Raw genomic sequence first — 1,439 nt, forward strand, 5'->3', positions numbered from 1 at the left:
TAGGCTGTGTCCCTTAATCACCTGAGCTATAGTAACTGCCTGTTTCCATGACATATTGAACTATGGCTCGTTACGATCTTCCCGATGAAGCATGGGCTCTCATCCAGCCCTTATTACCTGCTGAACCAGCAACACCACGGGTCGGACGCCCATGGGCAGAACATCGTATGATCATCAACGGTATGTTCTGGGTGCTGTGTTCGGGCGCACTGGACTGACCCCAAAACCGTAGACAAATTCTGTCCTCACAATGAGGCCCGTTCAAAGGCCTCAGGACTGATGCCGCCGAGATGACTGTGGCGCCGGGCCCGGTTGTAGAACACTTCAATGTAATCGAAGATATCCGCCCGGGCCAGATCTCGAGTTTTATAGACGCGTTTTCTGATACGCTCTTTTTTCAACGAACTGAAGAACGATTCGGCTACGGCATTATCCCAACAGTTACCACGCCGGCTCATGCTCGGTACCAGGTTGTTGGCCCGGCAGAAGCGCTGCCAGTCATCGCTGCCGTACTGGCTGCCCTGATCTGAATGCACGATCACTTCCTTGGTGGGTTTTCTTCGCCATACGGCCATTATCAGCGCATCCAGCGCCAGTTCACGTGACAGCGTGGGTTTCATCGACCAGCCAACCACGTTGCGGGCGAACAGATCGATGACCACTGCCAGATACAGCCAGCCCTGCCAGGTGCGGATATAGGTGATATCAGTTACCCAGACTTGATTGGGTTTCACCACGGTGAATGCCCGCCTCACGCGATTGGGGACAACCACGGAGGGTCTGCCAGCGATGCGGCGTGGGGCTTTGTAGCCGCGAACGGCTTTAATTCGGTTCAATTGCATAATACGACTCACCCGGTTTTTGCCGCAGGTCTCCCCGATTTCGCACAGATCGCCATGGACCCGACGATAACCATATACACCGCCACTAAGCGCATACGAATCTCGGATGAGCGTCAGCAGGCGCTGGTTGTCTTTTTCACGCGCAGAAATGGGGTGATGCAGCCACGCATAGAACCCGGCTCTGGCAACGCTTAGAACCCGACACATCGTCATGACACTCCATACAGAGCGGTGTTCATTGATAAAGCGGTACTTCAGTCGGGCTCCCTTGCAAAGTACCGCGCGGCCTTTTTCAGGATATCCCGCTCTTCTTCAGTGCGTTTCAGCTGTGCCCGCAATTTCAGGATCTCAGTTTTGGCTTCCAGCAGATCACGGGCATGTTGCTCGCTGTTATCGGGTTTGATGGCCCGTAACCATTTATAGAGGCTGTGCGCCGATACGCCCAAACGCTCAGATACTTCAGTAACGGAGTAACCGCGCTCGGTAATTTGACGGACGGCTTCTTCCTTAAATTCAGGTGTAAATCGTGGTGTGCCCATACGCTCTCCTATGCTCAAACTATAGGGCAGGATCGTCTACTGGGGTGGGGTCAGTCCA

General features: G+C 53.9%; 1 protein-coding gene and 1 pseudogene. One reads left to right on the forward strand and one right to left on the reverse strand.

Going from position 1 to position 1,439, the window contains the following annotated elements:
- Nucleotides 1-62: 62 nt before the first annotated feature.
- A pseudogene (locus ACEQFP_RS17415) lies at nucleotides 63-209 on the forward strand (transposase); the annotation flags it as partial.
- 36 nt (nucleotides 210-245) lie between these two features.
- Here the strand turns inward: ACEQFP_RS17415 and ACEQFP_RS17420 are convergent.
- Nucleotides 246-1,381 (reverse strand): IS3 family transposase gene (locus tag ACEQFP_RS17420; RefSeq protein ID WP_217490971.1). Its coding sequence is split into 2 segments (ribosomal slippage): nucleotides 246-1,135 and nucleotides 1,135-1,381, totalling 1,137 coding nucleotides; the frame shifts between segments, so codons are not numbered across the junction.
- Nucleotides 1,382-1,439: the final 58 nt, after the last annotated feature.

Origin of the sequence: Edwardsiella sp. A.80236 (genome assembly GCF_044540725.1) — a bacterium.
Classification (GTDB): domain Bacteria; phylum Pseudomonadota; class Gammaproteobacteria; order Enterobacterales; family Enterobacteriaceae; genus Edwardsiella; species Edwardsiella tarda.